Below are 20,323 nucleotides of genomic sequence, written 5' to 3'. Positions count from 1 at the left end.
CTATCACACGCCGGCGAGGCGTAGGTTGCCGCACAACATCCTGTAACGCTTACTACAGGGAAGAATGTTCACTACAGACGACAGGGGGTCGTCCATGACGATCGCTGAACGGGTGCGGGCGGCCGCCCCCGGCCTCGCCGAGCAGGAGCGCGTCGCCGTCCGCGACCGCTCGCTCACCGCCGAGACCTGGCGGCTGCTGCTCGAGACGGGCGTCCTGCGGGCCCTGCAGCCCGCCCGCTGGGGCGGCGGCGAGGCGCCGCTCGCCGACTTCCTGGACGGCGTGTTCGAGGTGGCGCGGGTCGCGCCGTCCGCGGGCTGGGTCGCCGGCGTCGTCGGCTCCCACCCGTGGCAGAGCGCCCTGTTCCCCGAGGAGACGCAGAAGGAGCTCTGGGGCGAGGACGCGTCCCGCATGCTGTCGTCGTCGTACGCGCCGACCGGCAAGGTCGTCCCCGTGGACGGGGGCTACCGGGTGAGCGGCCGCTGGTCGTTCTCCTCCGGCTGCGACCACGGCCACGGCGTCATCCTCGGCGGCATCGCCGGGGAGGCGGACGCCGGCGGCGCGCGCGTCCCCGACTACGGGTCGCTCATCCTGCTGCGCGGCGAGTACCGCATCGACGACAACTGGCACACCTCCGGGCTCAAGGGCACCGGCAGCAAGGACATCGTCGTCGAGGACGTCGTCGTCCCCGCGCGCCGGTTCCTGTCCCACGTCCGCTACGAGTACCTGCCGGGCGTCCTCGCCCCCGGCCAGGAGACCAACCCCGGCCCGCGCTACCGGCTGCCGTGGGCGACGCTGTTCAACCTCGTCCTCGTCGCGCCGACCCTCGGCATGGCGCAGGGGTTCCTGGACGAGTGGACGAGGACCACCCGCGAGCGGCGGGCGAACTGGGGCGGGAAGGTCGGCGAGGACCCGCTCGTCCAGAAGCACCTGGCCGACGCGTACTGGACGCTCGACGCCGCCGTCGCGAAGATGCGCAACGCCGCCGTGACGATCACCGAGGCGGGGGAGTCGGGCCGGTACGTCGAGAAGGAGGAGCGGGCCCGGCTGCGCTGGGACGTCAACCGCGGCTGCGAGCTGGCCGGGGACGCGGTCGCCGACCTCTACCGGATCTCCTCCGGCCGCGTCGCCTACCTCGACCACCCGCTGCACGGCCGGTTCCAGGACATCGTCGCCGCCCTCGGCCACGCGTTCCTCGCCACCGACAACGTCGCCCTCGCCTACGCCGCCCGCGTCCTGGGCGCCACGCCGCCGGAGGTACAGCTGTGATCCAGTCGCTCGACTACATCGGTTTCTCCTCGCCCGCCTACGAGGAGTGGCTGGCGTTCGGCCCGGAGGTGCTCGGGATGGAGGTCGCCGGGCGCGGCGGCGACGGCGCCGTGCGCCTGCGCGTCGACGACGCCGACTACCGCCTCGTGATCCACCCCGGCGGGGAGCACGCGCACGAGTACCTCGGCTGGGGCGTCCGCACCCCCGACGCGATGGCGGAGCTCGCCGCGCGCCTGCGCGACCGCGGCATCGAGGTGCGGGAGGAGGACGCCGGGCTCGCCGCCGAACGCGGCGTCGCCGCGCTCGTCTCGTTCACCGACCCGTTCGGCAACCGGCACGAGCTGTCGTGGGGCCAGCGGCGGCATCCGGGCGGGTTCCGGCCGGGACGGGCGATGTCGGGCGGGTTCGTCACCGGCCCGCAGGGGCTCGGGCACGCGGTCCTCGTCGTCCCGGACATGGCCGAGGCCAACGCGTTCTTCACCGAGGTCCTCGGCTTCAAGCTGTCCGACCGCATCGTCGACCCGCCGCTGAACGCGCAGTTCTACCACGTCAACGGACGCCACCACTCGCTCGCGATCGCCGAGATCCCGGGCACGAGCGGCTTCCAGCACCTCATGGTCGAGGTCGAGTCGCTGGACGACGTCGGCATCGCCTACGACCTCTGCGAGGAGCGCGACGTCCCGATCGTGCTGACCCTCGGCCGCCACACCAACGACCGCGCGACGTCCTTCTACCTTTACACGCCGGCCGGCTTCAACCTCGAGTACGGCCAGGGCGGCGTGGTCGTGGACGACGCGCTGTGGGAGCCCGCCACCTACACCAGCACCAAGATCTGGGGCCACCGCGGCACCGAGCACCGCGAGAAGCTCCCGTTCGCCCTGTTCAACAAGCCCGCCGCCACGGAGGAGAGCGCCTGATGCCCGCGGAGATCACCACCACCGACGTCCAGGCCGGGGAGCACCGGCTGCGGGTCAGCACGTCCGGCGACCCGTCCGCCGAGCCGCTGCTGTTCCTGCACGGCTCCGGGCCGGGCGTCAGCGGGCTGTCGAACTGGGAGCGGCTGATCGGCGACCTCGGCGACCGCTACCACTGCATCGCGCCCGACACGCTCGGCTTCGGCGACTCCGACCACCCGAACCCGCCGCCGCGCGGCATGGCCGCCTTCACCGAGCTGCGCGTCGCCGCGACCTGGAAGCTGCTCGACGCCCTCGGCATCGACCGCGTCACGCTCGTCGGCAACTCCTACGGCGGGCAGATGTCCCTGGCCATGACCCTGGAGCGGCCGGAGCGGGTCGGGAAGGTGATCCTCATGGGCAGCGGCGGCATGCCCGACCTGAAGCCGCTGCCGGGGCTGGCGAAGCTGATCGGCTTCTACGACGACCCGACCGAGGAGGCGATGGCCGAGCTGCTCACGCTGTTCGTCCACGACCCGTCCGCGTTCGGACCCCGCCTCGGGGAGATCGCCGCCGGGCGGATGCCGCGCGCGCTGCGCGAGGACGTGCGCCGCTCGCACCTCGCGACGTTCGACTTCAGCGCGGGCGGCCGCATCGGCTGGCGGCCCGAGGAACTGGCGAAGATCGACAAGGACGTGCTGGTCGTCGCGGCCCGCGAGGACAAGATCGTCCCGCCCGAGGTGAGCCACTACCTGGCCCGGCACATCCCGAACGCGCGGCTGCACATCGTGCCGAACTGCGGGCACTGGAGCCAGATCGAGCACCCCGAGACCTTCGCGAACCTCGTCGACGGGTTCGTCCGGGGCGCGTTCTGACACGTCCGTGAGGGGGCGCCGCGCCCGTCCGCGCGGCGCCCCGGCGAAAGGAGGACCGATGACCATCCGAGACACCGGCCGGGACACGGCGCACCGGACGGCCGGGGCGGCCGGGGCGGCCGGCACGGCGCCGCACGCCCATGACGCGATGCCGGCCGCGGCCCCGGAGAGCGTGCCGCGGGCCCCCGACATCGCGCCGGACGCGCTGCGGCGCGTCCTGTCCCACTACCCGACGGGCGTCGTGGCCGTCACGGCGATGCACGGCCCGCCGGGGGAGGAGGAGCCGGTCGGCATGGCGGTCGGCTCGTTCACCTCGGTGTCGCTGCGCCCGGCGCTGGTCGGCTTCTTCCCCGACGCCGGGTCCACGACGTGGCCGCGCATCCGCGAGGCGGGCCGCTTCTGCGTGAACGTCCTGGGCGAGGAGCACCAGGACGTCTGCCGCCGGTTCGCCACGCGCGGCGCCGACAAGTTCGCGTCGCTCGGCTGGACCCCGGGGCCGACCGGCTCGCCCGTCCTGGACGACTCGCTCACCTGGATCGACTGCCGCCTGGAGCGGGTCACCGAGGCCGGGGACCACTTCCTCGCGCTCGGCCGCGTCGTCGACATGGGCGTGCGCGGGACCGGCGGGCCGCTCATCTTCTACCGGGGCGGCTACGGCGGCTACCGGGAGCCGCTCGCCTCCTGACGGCCCGCCTCGACCCGGCGACCCGCTTCCCGGAGCCCTCGTCTCCGCATCCGCCCGGGCCGCTGCACGCCCATTTCCCTGTAGTAAGTGCTACATGACATCAGCGCCACACGACATCAGAGGGGGCCACCCCATGTCCATCGTCGACGCCGTGCGCGCCGCCGCACCCGTCCTCGCCGCGGAGGACGCGGCGGGCGCGCGGCAGCGCAGGCTGACCGACCTCGCCTGGAAGCACCTCCAGGACACCGGCGTGCTCCGCGCCCTGCAGCCCGCCCGCTGGGGCGGCGCCGAGACGCCCCTCGCCGAGTTCCTCGACGCGGTCGTCGAGGCGGGCCGGGCCGCTCCCGCCGCCGGATGGGTCACCGCCGTGGTCGGCGTCCACCCCTGGCAGGTCGCGCTGTTCCCCGAGGAGGCGCAGCGGGAGATCTGGGGCGACGACCCCGCCCGCACGCTCGCGTCGTCCTACACGCCCACCGGCAAGGTCGAGCGCGCGGACGGCGGCTACCGGGTGTCGGGCCGCTGGTCGTTCTCGTCCGGCTGCCTGCACACCGACGGCGTCATCCTCGGCGGCATCGCGGGCGAGCGCGACTGGAACGGTGCGCCCGTCGCCGACTTCGTCAGCGTGATCCTCGACCGCGACCAGTACGCGATCGAGGACACCTGGCACACCGCCGGGCTCGCCGGGACGGGCAGCAACGACATCGTGGTCGACGGCGCGTTCGTCCCCGCGCACCGCGCCCAGTCGCACGTCGACTACACCTACGGCCTCGGCACGCCGCTGCCCGGCCGCGAGGTCAACCCCGGCGCCCTCTACCGGCTGCCCTGGGCCGTCGTGTTCAACGCGATCATCGCGGCCGGGGCGCTCGGCGCCGCCCGCGGGTTCGTGGACGCCTGGACCGCCGCGACCCGCGACCGCCGCACCGCCGCCGGCCCCGTCCGCGAGGACCACCTCGTCCAGCGGCACCTCGCCGAGAACGCCTACGCCGTCGACGCCGGCATCACCGGCCTCCGCGCGGTCGCCGCCGAGCTCACCGCGACCGCCGAGGCGGGGGAGTGGCCGTCCCGCGAGACCCGCGCCCGGCACCGCTACGCGCTGGCCCGCTCCGCGCAGGACGCGGGCGCCGCCGTCACCCGGCTCATGCGCGCCTCCAGCGGCCGCACCGCCTACACCGACCACCCGCTGCACCGCCGCTTCCAGGACGTGACCGCCGCGATCGGGCACGCGTTCCTGCTGGCCGACCCCCTCGGCCGCGCGCACGGCGCCCTCGCGCTCGGCGCCGACGACGTCCCGGCGGTGCACCTGTGACCCCTGGGGCCCGTCCGGAGGCGCCGGACGCCGGGTGCCCCGGCATGCGCGAGGCGGCGGTGCGGCGATGACCCACGCCATCCTGCCCGGGAAGACGGCCGCGCGGCGGCGCGCCGAACTGCGGTCGCTGCTCGCGTCCGACCGGGTCGTCATCGCGCCCGGCGTCACGGACGCCGCCGGGCTGCGCCTGGTCGAGGAAGCCGGGTTCGAGACCGCGTACCTGACCGGCGCCGGGCTCGCCAACGCCCAGTACGGCGTCCCCGACATCGGGCTGATCTCCCAGCGGGAGGTCGCCGACCACGTGCAGCGGCTCGCCGGCGCCACCGACCTGCCGGTGATCGTGGACGCCGACACCGGCTACGGCGGCCCGCTCGCGGTGATGCGCACGATGCGGATGCTCGACGCGGCGGGCGCGGCGGCCGTCCAGCTCGAGGACCAGGTCCTCGACAAGCGGTGCGGCCACTTCGACGACCACCGGCTCGTCTCCGCCGACGCGATGGTCGCCAAGATCCGGGCGGCGCTGGACGCCCGCGGCGACGGCGGCCCGGTGCTCGTCGCCCGGACGGACGCGCGCGGCGTCCACGGCCTGGACGAGGCGATCCGGCGGGCCCGCGCGTACGCCGCCGCCGGAGCCGAGGTGATCTTCGTGGAGGCGCCGCGCGGCGTCGGCGAGATGCGGACGATCGGCCGCGAGCTGGCCGGGGTCCCGCTGATCGCCAACATCGTCGAGGGCGGCAAGACCCCCGAGCTGGACACGGCCGAACTCGGCGAGCTGGGCTTCCGCGTCGCGCTGTTCGCCAACTACCTGATGCGCAGCATGATGCACGCCGGGCGGGAGGCCCTCGCGCACCTGCGCGCCGAGGGCGGGACCCGCGGCCGCGGCGACCGGCTGCTGCCGTGGGCGGACCGGCAGCGCCTCTTCGGACTGCCCGCGTACACCGAGGCCGACGGGCGGTACGGCCGGTGACCGCGCGGTACGACGTGGTGGTCGCGGGCGGCGGGCTCGCGGGCGCCGCCGCGGCGGCCGCCGCGACCGAGCGGGGCGCGTCGGTGCTGCTGCTGGAGAAGACGGCCGCCCCCGGCGGCAGCACCGTCCTCAGCTCCGGCCTCAACGCCTACGCCGGGACGGACGAGCAGGCCGCGGCGGGCGTCGAGGACGGCCCGGACCTGCTGCGCCGCGACCTGCTGGAGACCGGACGGCACCGCAACGACCCGGCCCTCGTGGACGCCTACTGCCGCGAGCAGCTCGGGACGTACCGGTGGCTGCGCTCCCTCGGCGTCGGGTTCGGCGCGCCGCGCGCCGCCTCCGGGCAGTCGGTGCCGCGCTCGCACCCGGTCGACACGGCGGCGGCGATCGAGACGCTGCTGCGGCTCGCCCGCTCGCGCGGCGCGCACGTCCGGCTCGGCTGCGCCGCCGAGCGGCCCGCCGTCGCGGACGGCCGGGTCGCCGGGGTGCGGGTCCGGTCCCGGGACGGCGCGGAGCACGTCGGGGCCGGCGCGGTGGTGCTGGCCACGGGCGGCTTCTCCCGCGCCCCGGCGCTGCTGTCCCGGTTCGCCCCCGGCATGGAGCGGGCGGTCAAGGCGGGCGGCGCCGGCAGCAACGGCGACGGGCTGAAGATGGCCTGCTCGCTCGGCGCCGGGCTCGCCGACCTGCCGCACATCAAGGCGACGTTCGGCGTCTTCCCCTGGCCGTCGTCCGCCGAGGAGGGCCACGGGCTGCTCGCGGTGTACAAGGGCGCCATCGCGGTGAACGGCCTCGGCGAGCGGTTCACCGACGAGTCGCTGCCGTACAAGGAGATCGGGGACGCCTGCCTGGCCCAGCCGGAGGGCGTCGCGTTCCAGATCTTCGACGCGCCCGTGCTGGAGCGGGCCGACGCCGAAGTGCCGATCTACGACTTCCGGCCGCGGCTGCGGGCGGGCCAGATCCGGCGGGCGGACACGCTGCGCGACCTGGCCGACGGGCTGGGGATCCCGGGCGACCGGCTGCGGGAGACGGTCGACGCCTACAACGCCGCGATCGCCGCCGGGGCGCCGGACCCGTTCGGCCGCCGGACGCTGTCGGGCGACGTCGGCGCGCCCCGTCCGATCGACACGCCGCCGTTCTACGGCTACCCCAGCACCGCCGTGATGCTCGCGACCTACGGCGGGATCACCGTCGACGCCGACACGCGGGTGCTGGACGTCTACGGCGACCCGATCCCGGGCCTGTTCGCCGCCGGGGAGGTCACCGGCGGGTTCCACGGCGCGGGCTACGTCACCGGCACGTCCCTCGGCAAGGCGGCGGTCTTCGGCCGCGTCGCCGGGACGGCCGCGAGCGAGGAGGCCCTCCGATGACCGGAATGTTCGACCTGACCGGGCGGCGGGCGCTCGTCACGGGCGCCGCCCGGGGCGGCCTCGGCGCGCACGCCGCGCTCGCGCTCGCCCGGGCGGGCGCCGAGGTGGTCGTCGCGGACCTGCCGTCGCGCGGCGCCGACCTCGACGCGACGCTCGGGACGCTCCTCGCCGAGAACCGGCCGGCGCGCGCGCTGCGCTTCGACGCCACCCGCGAGGACCAGGTGGAGGCGCTCGTCGCGCACGCCGCCGACCCCGACGGGCGCCTGGACATCCTGGTGAACGCGGCCGGGGTGATGCTCCGCAAGGACGTCCAGGAGACGACGCTCGAGGAGTGGCGGCGCGTCCTGGACGTCAACCTCACCGGCACCTGGCTGCTCGACCGGGCCGCCGGGCGCCGCATGACCGCGCGCGGCCGCGGCGCGATCGTGAACTTCTCGACGGTCTACGCCGAGCGCGTCGGGCCGGTCCCGGAGTCGGCGTACTACGCGTCCAAGGCCGGGGTCGGCAACCTGACGCGGTCGATGGCCGCCGAGTTCGGCCGGCACGGCGTGACCGTCAACTGCCTCGCGCCCGCCGTGTTCTACCCCACCGAGATGACCGCGCCGCTCGGCGACGACCCCGAGCGGCTCCGCTGGATGACCGAGCGCACCATGCTCGGCCGGCTCGGCGAGCCCGGCGCCGACCTCGACGGCCCGCTGCTGCTCCTCGCCTCCGACGCCGGCCGCTACATGACCGGCCAGATCGTCTACGTCGACGGCGGCTGGTCGGCGTGGTGACCCCCGTGAACCGAAAGGAACCCCGATGACCGACCGTACGGCCCTGCTGATGCTCGACTACCAGGTCGCGCTGTGCGAGCGGGGCGAGCACATGCGCATGCCCCCGCTGGTGGACCAGGTCGAGCGGCGCGGCGTCCTCGCCGCCGCCGAGAAGACCCTCACCGCGGCGCGGGACGCCGGCCTGTACGTGGTCCACGTGCGGCTCGCGTTCGACCCGTCCTACGAACTGCGCACCAACCGGTCGGCGCGGTTCGACGCGTACCCGCGCGAGCGCGCCATGCTGCGGGACGCGCCGGGCGCCCGCATCGTGAGCGCCCTGGCGCCGCTGCCGGGCGAGCCGGTCGTCGACAAGGGCGGCGTCGGCGCGTTCGCCGGGACGCCGCTGCTGGAGATGCTGCTCGGCACCGGCGTCCGGCACGTCGTGCTCGGCGGCGTCGCGACGAACCTCGTGGTGGAGTCGACCGCCCGCACGGCCGTCGACAGCGGCCTCGCCGTCACCGTCGTCGAGGACATGTGCGCCTCGTTCGACCCGGAGCTGCACGACGTCGCCGTCCGGAAGATCCTGCCGATGTTCGGTGACGTGCGCTCCTCCGCCGACGTCATCGCCGGGCTGTGAGGGGAGCCATGACCCGAACGGACGTGACTCAATTCGACGTGACCGAATCCGACGTGACTCAGTCCGACGTGACTCGATCCGACGTGACCGACTTCGACGTGGTCGTCGTCGGCGCGGGCGTCGCCGGGCTGACGGCGGCGGTGGCGGCCGCCGAGGCCGGGGCGCGGGTCGCGGTGGCCGAGCGCGCGCCGCGCGGGGACGCGGGCGGCAACACCCGCCACACCGAGGCGTTCCTGCGGATGAAGTCGATCGACGAGGTGTCCGACGACTTCGAGGAGAAGCTGCTCGGCGACTTCCAGGGGCACCCCGATCCCGGGCTGCTGGTCGAGTCGCTGCGCGACCCGGCGTCCTGGTCGGCGCCGCTGCGGTCGCTGAGCGTCGCCGACCAGCGGGTCGTCGCGACGCTGACCGAGCGGGCCGGGCCGACGCTGCGCTGGATCGCCGGGCACGGCGTCCGGTTCGAACGGCTCGCCACCGCGTTCCTCACCACCTCGACGACCCGGCTCATGCCGGTCGGCGGCGGCCTCGCCCTGGTCGACGCGCTGACGGCGGCGGCCGAACGGCTCGGCGTCGCGTTCCGCCACCAGACCACGGCGCGGGGACTGCTGCGCGCGGACGGCCGGGTCGCCGGCGTCCGCACCTCGCGCGGCGAGCTGCGCGGCCGGGTCGTCCTGGCCTGCGGCGGGTACGAGGGCAGCGCGGAGCTGATGGCCCGCTACCACGGGCGCGGCGGGCGCCTCACCCGCCCGGTCGCCCGCGGCGGCCACTACAACAAGGGCGAGGGGCTGCTGATGGCCCTCGACGCGGGCGCCGCCACCGCGGGCGACTTCGCGTACTTCCACGCCGAGCCCGTCGACCCCCGCTCGGGCGCCGCCGAGGCCGCGGTCTTCTCGTTCCCGTACGGCATCCTCGTCAACCGGGACGGCCGCCGGTTCGCCGACGAGGCGCCCGGACCGGTGGACGCCTGGTACGAGCGGGTCGCGCGGCGGATCCACGCGCAGCCGGACGGCATCGGCTACGCGGTCTTCGACGCGGGCTGCGCGGACGTCCCGAACCTGTCGGCCGCCGTGCGCACCGACCGGCCGCCCGTCGCCGCGGACACCCTGGAGGAGCTCGCGGCCCGGCTCGGCATCCCCGCGGACGCCCTCGCCGAGACGGTCGCGGAGTTCAACCGGGCGTGCCCGGACGGGGAGTTCCGCCCCCTCGAACCGGACGGGCTGGCGACCGCCGGGCTCGTCCCGCCGAAGTCGAACTGGGCGCGCCCGATCGAGCGGGCGCCGTTCCACGCCTACCCGGTCATCGCCTCGAACGTCTTCACGTTCGGCGGCCTGAAGACGAACGACCGCGCGGAGGTCCTCGACACCGACGGCGACCCGATCCCCGGCCTGTACGCGGCGGGCGAGCTGACCGGGATGTACTACACGAACTACACCGGTTCGACGTCGGTCCTGCGCGGCGCGGTGTTCGGCCGCATCGCCGGAGCGGAGGCGGCGCGCCGATGAGGATCTGGCACCAGAGCTTCACCGTCCTGGACGACGTCCCGCACTACCGCGACGCGCTGCGGCGGCACCTGGCGTCCGCCGCCCGCCCCGGCACCACCGTCGAGCTGCACGGGATGGCCCCCGGCACCTACCCCGGCTCGTATCCGGGCGTGCACATCGGGCACCTGTACCTGACGAACCTGCACCGGGAGCAGTTCGTCCGGGCCGCGCTGCGCGCCGAGGAGGAGGGCTACGACGCGTTCCTCATCGCCACGATCCCCGACACCGGGTTCGAGGAGATCCGGACCCTCGTCGACATCCCCGTGGTGGCGTTCGGCAACGCGTCCGTCGCGTACGCGGCGACGGTCGGGTCGCGCGTCGGGATCGTCAACTTCATCGCCGAGCTGGAGCCGCAGCTCCGCCGCACCATGGACGCCTACGGATTCGGGCCGCTGGTCGGGCCGATCGTCCAGGTCGAGAAGGGCTTCACCGACGTGATGGCCGCCTACGCCGACCCCGGCCCGCTGCTGGAGGCGTTCCGGACGGCCGCGCGCCGGGCCGCCGCCGCGGGCGCGGACGTCATCGTGCCGGGGGAGGGGCCGCTCAACGTGTTCCTCGCCGACCAGGGCGTGTCCCGCGTGGACGGCGTCCCGGTGATCGACTCGCTGGGCACGGCGCTCGCGCTCGCCGAGACGCGGGCCGTCCAGTACCGCCGCGACGGCCTCCGCCCGCCCCGCACCGGGCTGTACTTCTCCAAGCCCGACCCGGAGATGGTCGCGGCGGCCCGCCGGTTCTACGGGCTGGACCGCCCATGACGTCCGACGCCCCCTGCGACGCCCCCTGCGACGCCCCCTTCGACGGCCGCTACGACGACGAGGTGGACGTCGCGGTGATCGGCGGCGGGGCCTGCGGCCTCGTCGCCGCGCTCCGCGCCGCCCGCGCCCGCGACCTGGTCGTCGCCGTCTACGAGAAGAGCACCCGCGACGGCTGCAACACCCGCTTCTCCAGCGGCAGCCTCGCCGCCGGCGGCACCCGCTTCCAGCGCGCCGCCGGCGTCGACGACTCCCCGGAGCGGCACGCCCGCGACATCCTCGCCGCCAGCGGCGACGCCGCGTCGGCACCGGTCGTGCACGCCCTCTGCCGGGCCGCGCCCCGCTACGTCGAATGGCTCGCCGACGACCTCGGGCACCCGGTCGAGCTCGGCCTGGACATGGCCCGCGCGGGGCAGAGCGTCCCGCGCCTGCACACCGACGCGGGCCGCGCCGGGGGAGCGCTGCTCGTCCGGACGCTCCGCGACGCGGTGGCCGCCGCGCCCGGCATCGCGTTCGTCGACGAGACGCCCGGCGTCGGGCTCATCGCGGCGGGCGGCCGGGTGACCGGCGTCGAGGTGCTGGAGAACGGCGCCCGCCGCCGCGTCCGCGCCCGCGCGGTCGTGCTGGCCGCCGACGGGTTCGCCGCCAACGCCGCGATGATGGCCGAGCACTGCCCGGACGCCCGCGGCGCCTTCTACGGCGGCGTCTCCACCAGCACCGGGGACGCGATCGGCTGGGGGACCGGCCTGGGCGCGGCCGTCCGCAACATGGGCGCCTACCTCGGGCACGGCATGGTCGTGCCCGGCCACGGCACCCGCCTCAACCCCGTCCTGCCGTTCCTCGGCGCGCTGCTCGTCGGGACGGACGGGCGCCGGTTCGCCGACGAGAAGGCGCAGGGCTACTCGAAGCTCGGCCGGCTCGTCGCCGCGCGCCCCGACGGCCGGGCCGTCCTCATCTGGGACGAGCGCATGCACGGGATCGCGATGCGCTCCGAGCTGATGCGCGAGTCGGCGGCGGCCGGCGCCTTCTCCCGCCACGACTCGGCGGCGGACCTGGCGGCGTCCCTCGGCCTCCCGCCGGACGCCCTCGCCGCGACCCTCGCCTCCTTCCGCGCCGTCTCCGTCGAGGACGACCCGCGCGGCGCCGACCACGGCCCGCTCCGGTTCCCGCTCTACGCCGGCCGGATCACGCACGGCGTCCTCACCACGCAGGGCGGCCTGCTCGTGGACGAGCAGGGGCGCGTCCTGCACCGCGACGGCGGCACCATCGGCGGCCTCTCCGCGGGCGGCGGCTCGGCGTGCGGGATCTCCGGGCCGTCCACCGAGGGCTACATGTCCGGGAACGGCCTGCTCGCCGCCCTCGGCTTCGGGTGGATCATCGGGAACCGCCTCGCCGCGACCCTCGGCCCGCCCGGCGCGGCGTGACCACCGCCCCGCCACGCCGCTTCCCCGCCTCACTCGTCGACCTGAAAGGGCCTGACATGTGCGAAGAATCCCGGTCCCTGCCGTCCCGGCGCGGCCTGCTGCGCTCGGCCGGCCTCGCGGCGGGCGCGCTCGGCGCGTCCGGACTGCCGGGCGCCGCGCCCGCCGCCGCCTCCCCGGGCCCGGCGCCGTCCCCGTCCGCGCGGGGGTACCGGACGCGGGTGGTGCTGGTCGGCACGTCCGGCGGGCCGATCTGGTGGGAGGGCGGCTCCGGCCGCGCCGGCATCTGCTCGGCCGTCGTCGTCGGCGACGCCCTCTACCTGGTCGACCTCGGCTCCGCGGCCCTGCACAACCTGCGCCCGGCCGGGCTGCTCGGGCCCGGCGAGGGCATGAACGACCTCCGGCACCTCCGCGCCGTCTTCCTGACGCACCTGCACTCCGACCACATCGCCGACTACCCGGCGCTGCTGCTGCACGGGACGTCCGGCGGCGGCCTCGGCCTCCCCGACCGCCCGGTGCGGGTCCACGGGCCGGGGGACCGCGGCCGGCTTCCCGAGGTGTTCCCGGCGGGACGGCCGGTGCCCCGCCCGGTCAACCCGGACGCCCCCACGCCCGGGACGGAGGCCATGACCCGGTCCCTCGTCGCCGCGTTCGCCACCGACTTCAACGACCGCCTGTTCGACACCGGCGCGCCGGACGTCACGACCCGCGTGCGGGCCCACGACATCGCCCTGCCGGACGGCGCCGCGCCCGGCGGGCCGGTCCCGCGCCTGCGGGCGCCCCTGCCCGTCTACGAGGACGACCGGGTCCGCGTCACGGCGACGCTCGTCGACCACGGCCAGATGGCCCCGTCCTTCGGGTACCGGTTCGACACCGACGACGGCTCGGTCGTGTTCTCCGGCGACACCACCGTGTCGCCGAACCTCGTCGACCTGGCCGCCGGCTGCGACGTCCTCGTCCACGAGGTGATCGACCGGGCGTGGGTGGAGGAGAGCATCGCGGGGCTCCCGGTCCCGGACGAGACCAAGGAGGGCTACGTCAACCACATGATCGGCGCCCACACCACGAGCGAGCAGGTCGGGCGGGTGGCGCGGGACGCCGGGGCGCGGCGGCTCGTGCTCCACCACTTCGTGCCCGGCGGGCTTCCCGACGGCCGGTGGCGTCGGGCGGGCCGCGGCTTCGACGGCGCCCTCACCGTCGGCCGCGACCTCATGGAGATCGGCGTCGGCCGCCGGAGGCGCTGACGCGCCGCACGCGCGGAGAGGGGCGGGGAGCCGTGCTCCCCGCCCCTCTCCCGTCGTGCCCGGTGTCAGGCGGACGCCTGCTCCCGCTCGGCGGCGAGCTGGAGGGCCACGTCGATGATCATGTCCTCCTGGCCGCCGACGTACCCGGCCTCGCCGACCCGCTGCAGGATCTCGTGCGCCGGCACGTCGTAGCGCTCCGCCGCCCGCTCCGCGTGCAGCAGGAAGCTCGAGTACACGCCCGCGTAGCCCTGCGTGATCGCGCCCCGGTCGGCGAACGGCAGCCGGTGCAGGAACGGCTTGACGACGTCGTCCGCCGCGGCCATCACGCCCTGCACGTCCACGCCCGTCGGGACGCCGAGCCGCTCGAACGTCGGGACCAGCACCTCGGTGGGGGAGTTGCCCGCGCCCGCGCCCAGCGCGCACAGCGCGCCGTCGATCTGCAGGGCGCCGTTCTGCTGCGCCAGCACCGAGTTCGCGACGCCCAGCGACAGGTTCTGGTGGCCGTGGAAGCCGACCTGCGCCTCGCGCCCGATCTCCTTGACCAGCGCGCTGATCCGCTCCTGCGCGTCGCCGAGGACGAGCGCGCCCGCCGAGTCGACGACGTACACGCACTGGGCGCCGCCGTCCACCATGATGCGGGCCTGCTTCGCGAGCTCGTCCGGCCCGACCCGGTGCGACAGCATCAGGAACCCGACGGTCTCCATGCCGAGGTCGCGGGCGGCGGCGAAGTGCTGCAGGGACACGTCCGCCTCGGTGCAGTGCGTGGCGATCCGGGCGACGGACGCGCCCGCGCCGTGCGCCTTGCGCAGGTCCTCGACGGTGCCGAGGCCCGGCAGCATCAGCACCGCGATCTTCGCGCGGGTCGCCTCGTCCACGGCGGCCGCGACGAGCTTGATGTCGTCCTCGAGCGAGAAGCCGTAGTTGAACGACGAGCCGCCGAGGCCGTCGCCGTGCGTCACCTCGATGACCTCGACGCCCGCGCCGTCCAGTGCGTGGACGACGCCGCGGACCTGCTCCTCGGTGAAGCGGTGCGCCATCGCGTGGCTGCCGTCCCGCAGCGTCGAGTCGGTGATCCGGATCTTCTGCGGCGCCTCGGCCGGGGTCTCCGGAGTCGTCATGATGCCACCTTCCTGCGCGCGAGCTGCTCGCCGACCCGGGCGGCGGCCGCGGTCATGATGTCGAGGTTGCCGGCCCAGGGCGGCAGGTAGTCGCCGTTGCCCTTGACCTCGAGGAACACCGCGACGCGGGCCATCCCGTTCCAGATGTCGCGGGGCTCGTCGAACTGCGGTTCGGCCCGCAGCGTGTAGCCGGGCACGTACTCGGCGACGTGCGCGACCATCTTCTCGACGGACGCCGCGATCGCCGCGGTGTCGGCGTCCGCGGGGATCGCGCAGAACACCGTGTCCCGCATGATCATCGGCGGGTCCACCGGGTTCAGGATGATGATCGCCTTGCCGCGCTCGGCGCCGCCGACCCGCTCGATCGCGCCGGCCGTCGTCTGCGTGAACTCGTCGATGTTCGCGCGCGTCCCCGGCCCCGCCGAGCGGGACGCGATGGACGCGACGATCTCCGCGTACGGCACCGGCACGACCGACGACACCGCGTGCACGATCGGGATCGTCGCCTGCCCGCCGCACGTGATCATGTTGAGGTTCGGGACGTCCGCCAGCGAGTCCAGGTTGACCGGCGGGCACACGTACGGGCCCGCCGCGGCCGGCGTCAGGTCGATCGCGGTGATCCCGGCCTGTTCGTAGCGCGGCGCGTTCGCCAGGTGCGCCTTCGCGGACGTCGCCTCGAACACCAGGTCGGGGAGCGTCGGCTGCTTCAGCAGCCAGTCCACGCCCTCCGCCGACGCCGGGACGCCCAGCTTGCGGGCGCGCTCCAGGCCGTCGGACTCCGGGTCCACCCCGATCATCGAGTGGACCTCGATCAGGTCGCTGCGCAGCAGCTTGACGAGCAGGTCGGTGCCGATGTTGCCCGGCCCGACGATCGCGGCGCTGAGCTTGCTCACGCGTCCTCCTCTGCGAAGCGGGCCGTGACGGACCCGACTCCGGCGAACGTGGCGGTCATGGTGTCGCCGGGCGCGACCGGGACCATCGCGGTGATGGAGCCGGGCAGCACGACGTGGCCGGGCTCCAGCGCCTGGCCGCTCTCGCCGAGCACGTTCGCCAGCCACACCAGCGCGTTGATCGGCGAGCCCAGCACGGCGCCGCCCGCCCCCGTGTCGATCAGGTTTCCGTTGCGGTGCAGCAGGCAGCCCATCAGCGCGAGGTCGAGGCCGTCCAGCCGGACGGGCCGCGTGCCGAGCACGACGCCGCCGCTGGAGGCGTTGTCGGCGATCGTGTCCGGCAGCTTGATCTTCCAGTCTGCGATGCGGGAGTCGATGACCTCCAGCGCGGGCAGCACGTACTCGACGGCGCCGACGGCGTCCGCCGCGGTGACCCCGGGCCCGGCCAGGCGGCGGCCGAGGACGAACGCGACCTCCGGCTCCACGCGCGGCTGCAGGAACCGCGCGCGCTCGATGGCGTCGTTCTCCGGCAGGAACATCGAGTCCAGCAGGACGCCGGAGTCGGGGTAGTTCACGCCGAGCTGCCGCTGCATCGCCGCCGAGGTCAGCCCGACCTTGTGGCCCTTGACGCGCGCCCCCGCGTCCGTCCACGTCTTCACCTGCACCGCCTGGACGGCGTAGGCGTCGGCGATGGACATGTCGGGGTAGTCCGTCGTCAGGGGGGAGATGGGGGTGCCGGTGGCGTACGCGTCCAGCAGCGCGCCCGCGGCCTTCTCCACCGAACCGGGGTCCATGGCCGTCCTTTCGTCGTTATGGCGGTTCCGAGCCTGCCCGCGGGGGCGGCCGTGCGGCAACGCGCGCGTCCCGCACGGTGGGACGCTTCTCCTAAAGTGGGGTCATGTCGTCCGATGACAGTTTTCTCCGGCGCGTCGTCGCGGTGCTGACCGCGTTCCGCGCGGACGACGACGGACTCGGCGCCGCGGAGCTGGCCCGCCGCAGCGGCCTGCCCAAGTCGACGGCGCACCGCATCGCCCTCGACCTGGTCGAGGCCGGGCTGCTCGAACGGCAGGGCTCCCGGGTGCGGCTCGGGCTGCGGCTGTTCGAGATCGGGCAGCGGGTGCCGCGCCAGCGGGTGCTGCGCGACGCCGCCGTCCCGTACATGTCGGACCTGCGGGAGGCGACCCGGCAGACCGTCCACCTCGCGGTGCTGGAGGGCGCGGAGGTCGTCTACGTGGAGATCCTCGGCTCCCCGGGCGGCCCGCCGATGCCGTCCCAGGTCGGCGGCCGGCTCCCCGCGCACGTCACCGGGGTCGGCAAGGCGATCCTGGCGTTCTCCCCGCCGGAGGTCGTCCGGACGGTCATGGACGCCGGGCTGGTCCGCGCCACCGGACGCAGCGTCACGGCGCCCGGCCTGCTCGCCCGGGAGCTCGAGACGATCCGCGCGGAGGGCGTCGCCTACGACCGCGAGGAGTCCGGCAACGGCATCGTGTGCGCCGCCAGCCCGGTCCTCGGCCCGGACGGCGAGGCGCTCGGCGCCCTGTCGGTGTCCGGCTGGTCCACCGGGATGCGGCTCGCCGCCGTCGCCCCGGCCGTCCACACCGCCGCGCTCACCCTCTCCCGCACCCTGGGCCGGCCCCGGACCCGCCGCTGAACGCCCGCCCGGCCGGCGGCGGGGCCCGGGCCGCCCGCGCGCCCTCCGCTAGTCCGGCAGGTGGCGGGCGAGGAGCTGGGCGAGGTGCTCGCCCGTCCGCCCGGCGAGGAAGTCGAGCTGGGTGCGGCAGCTGAACCCGTCGGCGAGGACGACGTCGCCGTCCGCCGCGTCGCGGACGGCGGGCAGCAGCCGGTGCTCGGCGACGGCGACCGACACGTCGTGGTGGCCCTTCTCGACGCCGAAGTTCCCGGCGAGCCCGCAGCAGCCGCCGATCCCGCGCACGTCGGCGCCCGCGTCCCGCAGCAGCGCCGCGTCCGGCCGCCAGCCCATGACGGCGTGGTGGTGGCAGTGCGGCTGCGCGATGCCGGACACGCCCGACAGGTCGGGCGGCGTCCAGCCGTCGGTCTCGGCGAGCAGTTCGGCGAGGGTGCGGGTCGCGGCGGCCACCTCCCGGGCGGCGGCCGCGTCCACCCCGGCCAGCAGCTCCTCGGCGTCCGCGCGGAGCACGCCGGTGCACGACGGCTCCATCCCGACGACCTTCGCGCCGCGCCGGACGTGCGGCAGCAGCGCGCGGACGGTGCGGCGCGCCCGGGCGCGCGCCCCGTCGAGCTGCCCGGTGGAGATCCACGTGATGCCGCAGCACACCGGCCGCTCGGTCACGGTGACGCGGTACCCGGCGTCCTCCAGCACCCGCACGGTCGCCTTCCCGACGTCGGGCGAGAACGCGTCGGTGAAGGTGTCCACGAACAGGACGACGTCGCCGCGGCGGCCCTCCGGGGAGGTGTGCGAGGAGAACCAGCGGCGGAACGTGACCGGGGCGAACTCCGGCAGCGACCGGCGCCGGTCGATCCCGGCGGCCCACGCGACGAGGGGCCGCAGCGCCCTCGACCGCATCGCGGCGTTCGCGGGACGGATCGCCGCGGGGGCGCGCGCGGCCAGGCGCGTCCACCGCGGCAGCCACCCGAGCGCGTAGTGCGCGCGCGGGCGGATCCTGCGGCGGTACCGCTGGTGCAGGGCCTCCGCCTTGTAGGAGGCCATGTCGATCCCGGTCGGGCAGTCGGACGCGCACCCCTTGCAGGACAGGCACAGGTCCAGAACCTCGTGCAGTGCCTCGGAGCGCCACCCGTCCGGCCCGAGCTTCCCGGACACGACCTCCTGCAGCACCCGCGCCCGCGCCCGCGTGGAGTCCTTCTCCTCCCGGGTCGCGACATAGGAGGGGCACATCACACCGCCCGCGCCCGTGTTGTCGGCCCTGCACTTGCCGATGCCGGTGCAGCGGTGGACGGCCCGCGACAGGTCGCCGCGGTCGTCCCGGTAGGCCAGCCCGAGCGGCAGCTCCCGCCGCGTCGCCCGCGGCACCCGCGCGGCCCGCAGGTCGGCGTCGACCGGCGCGGGGCGCACGATGATCCCCGGGTTGAGGACGCCGTCCGGGTCGAACAGGTCCTTGACGTCCGCGCACAGCGCCAGGGCGTCGCCCGAGTACATGTGGGGGAGCAGTTCGCCGCGCGCCCGCCCGTCCCCGTGCTCCCCGGACATCGTGCCGCCGTGCCGGGCGGCCAGCGCGGCGGCGTCGTGCAGGAAGTCGCGGAACACCCGCGTCCCGCCGGACCGGCCGAACGGGAAGTCGATGCGCACGTGCACGCAGCCGTCGCCGAAGTGCCCGTACGGCACGCCCGCCAGCCCGTGCTCGCCGAGCAGCGCCTCGAACTCCCGCAGGTAGGCGCCCAGCCGCTCCGGCGGGACGGCCGCGTCCTCCCAGCCCGCGTGCGCCTGCTCCCCGTCCGGCGTGCGGGCGACCAGCCCCGAGCCGTCCTCGCGGATCCGCCACAGGGCGTCCGCCAGCGCCATGTCCTCGACCGCCATCGAGCCGGTGCAGGCGGCGTCGGCGACGACCCGCGCCGCCGTGTCCCGCAGGGCGCCCGCGTCCGGCCCGGCGAGCTCCACCAGCAGCCACCCCGAGCCCTTCGGCAGCTCGGGGACGGCGCCGGGCCCGCGCCGCTCCGCCACCACGCCCGTGATCCGCGAGTCCAGGCCCTCGCACGCGACCGGCCCGTGCGGCAGGATCCCCGGGACGGCGTCGGCGGCCTCGGCCATCGACCCGTACCCCAGCACGACCAGCAGCCGGTGCGCCGGCTCCCGCACCATCCGCAGCCGCGCCGCCAGGGTCAGCGCGAGGGTCCCCTCGCTGCCGACCAGGGCGCGCGCCACGTCGAACCGCCGCTCCGGCAGCAGATGCTCCAGCGAGTACGCCGACACCTGCCGCCCGAACCGCCCGAACTCCGTCCGGATCAGCGCCAGGCGGTCGGCGGTGAGGGACCGCAGCCGCTCCAGCAGCGGGCTCCGCAGGTCCCCGGCCGCCGCGCCGCCCGGCACGTCGCCGATCCGCAGCCGCTCGCCGGTCCCCGCCACGACGTCGAGCCCGAGCACGTTGTCGCTGGTGCGGCCGTAGCCCAGCGCGCGCGACCCGCACGCGTTATTGCCGATCATCCCGCCCAGCGTCGCCCGCGTCCGCGTCGACGGGTCCGGCCCGAACCGCAGCCCGTGCGCGCCCGCGATCTCGTGCAGCCGCGCCTGGACGATGCCGGGTTCGACCAGCGCCGTCCCCGCGTCCGGGTCGACCTCCAGCACCCGGTTCAGATGCCGGGAGACGTCCGCGACGACGCCCGGCCCGACCGCGTTGCCCGCGATCGACGTGCCGCCGCCGCGCATCGTCAGCGGCACCCCGAACTCCCGGCACACCGCCAGCGCCGCAGGCAGCTCGCCGGTCTCGCGGGGGGTCACCACCACCTGCGGCGGCACCCGGTACAGGGACGCGTCGGACGAGTACATCGCGCGGGCGAGCGCCGAGTCGTCCACCCCGGACACCCCGGCCCGCCGCAACGCCGCCGCCAGGTCACGCTGAGCAGTCAATGTCGGTCCCGCCTCCCGTTCCGGGTCGCCCCGTGCCTGCACGT

At 75.6% G+C, this 20,323-nt stretch carries 18 protein-coding genes; 14 read left to right on the top strand and 4 right to left on the bottom strand.

Going from position 1 to position 20,323, the window contains the following annotated elements; all coding sequences use genetic code 11:
- Window positions 1-94 precede the first annotated feature (94 nt).
- From DMH08_RS14805 to DMH08_RS14745, 13 genes are all read left to right on the top strand, one after another.
- Window positions 95-1,267 carry an acyl-CoA dehydrogenase gene (locus DMH08_RS14805; protein ID WP_026401637.1) on the top strand — a complete coding sequence of 391 codons (1,173 nt, stop codon included), beginning with the start codon at window positions 95-97 and terminating at the stop codon, window positions 1,265-1,267.
- A complete protein-coding gene (locus DMH08_RS14800; RefSeq protein WP_199747796.1) occupies window positions 1,264-2,184 on the top strand; it encodes a VOC family protein in 921 nt (306 codons plus the stop codon). The genes DMH08_RS14805 and DMH08_RS14800 overlap by 4 nt, the downstream gene beginning before the upstream one ends.
- The gene (locus DMH08_RS14795; protein ID WP_034517064.1) at window positions 2,184-3,035 is read left to right on the top strand and encodes an alpha/beta fold hydrolase; all 852 of its coding nucleotides are present in this window, start codon (window positions 2,184-2,186) and stop codon (window positions 3,033-3,035) included. Before DMH08_RS14800 ends, DMH08_RS14795 begins: the two co-directional genes overlap by 1 nt.
- 58 nt (window positions 3,036-3,093) lie before the next feature.
- Window positions 3,094-3,720 carry a flavin reductase family protein gene (locus DMH08_RS14790; RefSeq protein WP_233617599.1) on the top strand — a complete coding sequence of 209 codons (627 nt, stop codon included), beginning with the start codon at window positions 3,094-3,096 and terminating at the stop codon, window positions 3,718-3,720.
- Between the two features lie 133 nt (window positions 3,721-3,853).
- Entirely contained in the window at window positions 3,854-5,026 is a 1,173-nt protein-coding gene (locus DMH08_RS14785) for an acyl-CoA dehydrogenase (protein WP_125614757.1), read from the top strand.
- 67 nt (window positions 5,027-5,093) lie between these two features.
- Window positions 5,094-5,993, top strand: a complete 900-nt coding sequence (locus DMH08_RS14780; protein WP_125614754.1) for an isocitrate lyase/PEP mutase family protein — start codon at window positions 5,094-5,096, stop codon at window positions 5,991-5,993.
- A complete protein-coding gene (locus tag DMH08_RS14775) occupies window positions 5,990-7,360 on the top strand; it encodes an FAD-dependent oxidoreductase (RefSeq protein ID WP_125614751.1) in 1,371 nt (456 codons plus the stop codon). The genes DMH08_RS14780 and DMH08_RS14775 overlap by 4 nt, the downstream gene beginning before the upstream one ends.
- Window positions 7,357-8,136 (top strand): SDR family oxidoreductase, encoded by a 780-nt coding sequence (locus tag DMH08_RS14770; protein WP_026401643.1) that lies wholly within the window; start codon window positions 7,357-7,359, stop codon window positions 8,134-8,136. The genes DMH08_RS14775 and DMH08_RS14770 overlap by 4 nt, the downstream gene beginning before the upstream one ends.
- Before the next feature lie 25 nt (window positions 8,137-8,161).
- Entirely contained in the window at window positions 8,162-8,752 is a 591-nt protein-coding gene (locus DMH08_RS14765; protein WP_125614748.1) for a cysteine hydrolase family protein, read from the top strand.
- Window positions 8,753-8,820: 68 nt separating this feature from the next.
- Entirely contained in the window at window positions 8,821-10,254 is a 1,434-nt protein-coding gene (gene tcuA, locus DMH08_RS14760; RefSeq protein WP_026401645.1) for an FAD-dependent tricarballylate dehydrogenase TcuA, read from the top strand.
- Window positions 10,251-11,048 carry an aspartate/glutamate racemase family protein gene (locus tag DMH08_RS14755; RefSeq protein WP_125614743.1) on the top strand — a complete coding sequence of 266 codons (798 nt, stop codon included), beginning with the start codon at window positions 10,251-10,253 and terminating at the stop codon, window positions 11,046-11,048. The genes tcuA and DMH08_RS14755 overlap by 4 nt, the downstream gene beginning before the upstream one ends.
- A complete protein-coding gene (locus tag DMH08_RS14750; RefSeq protein WP_125614739.1) occupies window positions 11,045-12,469 on the top strand; it encodes an FAD-dependent oxidoreductase in 1,425 nt (474 codons plus the stop codon). Before DMH08_RS14755 ends, DMH08_RS14750 begins: the two co-directional genes overlap by 4 nt.
- A gap of 56 nt (window positions 12,470-12,525) precedes the next feature.
- Window positions 12,526-13,710, top strand: coding sequence for an MBL fold metallo-hydrolase (locus tag DMH08_RS14745; protein ID WP_125614736.1), 1,185 nt, complete (start codon window positions 12,526-12,528; stop codon window positions 13,708-13,710).
- A 65-nt stretch (window positions 13,711-13,775) separates the two neighbouring features.
- On the opposite strand, the gene dmpG is transcribed toward DMH08_RS14745, so the two are convergent.
- Genes dmpG through DMH08_RS14730 form a run of 3 tightly spaced genes read right to left on the bottom strand, consistent with a single transcriptional unit; the run spans window position 13,776 to window position 16,512 of the window.
- On the bottom strand, window positions 13,776-14,828 hold the full coding sequence (gene dmpG / locus DMH08_RS14740) for a 4-hydroxy-2-oxovalerate aldolase (protein WP_125614734.1): 1,053 nt from the start codon (window positions 14,826-14,828) through the stop codon (window positions 13,776-13,778).
- Entirely contained in the window at window positions 14,825-15,721 is an 897-nt protein-coding gene (locus DMH08_RS14735; RefSeq protein ID WP_125614731.1) for an acetaldehyde dehydrogenase (acetylating), read from the bottom strand. Before DMH08_RS14735 ends, dmpG begins: the two co-directional genes overlap by 4 nt.
- Complete coding sequence (locus DMH08_RS14730; protein WP_125614728.1) at window positions 15,718-16,512, bottom strand: 2-keto-4-pentenoate hydratase; 795 nt, start codon at window positions 16,510-16,512, stop codon at window positions 15,718-15,720. Before DMH08_RS14730 ends, DMH08_RS14735 begins: the two co-directional genes overlap by 4 nt.
- Window positions 16,513-16,616: 104 nt before the next feature.
- Between DMH08_RS14730 and DMH08_RS14725 the strand changes: the two genes are divergently transcribed.
- Window positions 16,617-17,369, top strand: coding sequence for an IclR family transcriptional regulator (locus DMH08_RS14725; protein ID WP_125614725.1), 753 nt, complete (start codon window positions 16,617-16,619; stop codon window positions 17,367-17,369).
- A gap of 48 nt (window positions 17,370-17,417) precedes the next feature.
- Here DMH08_RS14725 and DMH08_RS14720 read toward each other — a convergent pair whose 3' ends face one another.
- Complete coding sequence (locus DMH08_RS14720; protein ID WP_233617600.1) at window positions 17,418-20,198, bottom strand: FAD-binding and (Fe-S)-binding domain-containing protein; 2,781 nt, start codon at window positions 20,196-20,198, stop codon at window positions 17,418-17,420.
- Window positions 20,199-20,323 lie beyond the last annotated feature (125 nt).

Origin of the sequence: Actinomadura sp. WAC 06369 (assembly GCF_003947565.1) — a bacterium.
Taxonomy (GTDB): domain Bacteria; phylum Actinomycetota; class Actinomycetes; order Streptosporangiales; family Streptosporangiaceae; genus Spirillospora; species Spirillospora rifamycini.
The sequence above is the reverse complement of the archived record's forward strand: the minus strand, read 5'-3'. Positions and strand labels throughout refer to the sequence as shown.